This is a genomic window from Variovorax sp. E3 (assembly GCF_016082275.1).
Taxonomy (GTDB): Bacteria; Pseudomonadota; Gammaproteobacteria; order Burkholderiales; family Burkholderiaceae_C; genus Variovorax.
In genome coordinates, this window is sequence record NZ_MOWM01000394.1 from 1 (window position 1) to 362 (window position 362).

Below are 362 nucleotides of genomic sequence, written 5' to 3' on the forward strand. Positions count from 1 at the left end.
CCGCGCGGCTGGTGCGCGGCGGCGGCGACGGCCGCGGCGCGCTCGGTCGACCACCAGTGCCAGCCGCCGCCCGCGATCGCGCAGACCAGAAACAGGTTCAGCGCCAGCGATGCCAGCAGCCAGCGCCTTGGCTTGGCTTGTTCGTTCATTCCTGGCTCCAGTCTGAATAAAGTTCGGTGAAGGCCGAGCCGTGCACGGGCCACTCGCCGGTGTCGGGCGGGGCGATGTACTTCAGCGCGATCGACACCGCGAACGCGCCGGCCAGCGAGCCCGCGAGCCCCGCGCCGGCCAGCCCCGCCACGGGCCACAGCGCATGCCAGCGCGAGCGCAGCCGCGTCCAGGCGCTTCCGCTCCTGGCAGGC

At 73.5% G+C, this 362-nt stretch carries 1 pseudogene; it reads right to left on the bottom strand.

Annotated features, from left to right (window positions below):
* Window positions 1-145: 145 nt before the first annotated feature.
* Window positions 146-362, bottom strand: a pseudogene (locus BMG07_RS41060) (hypothetical protein); the annotation flags it as partial.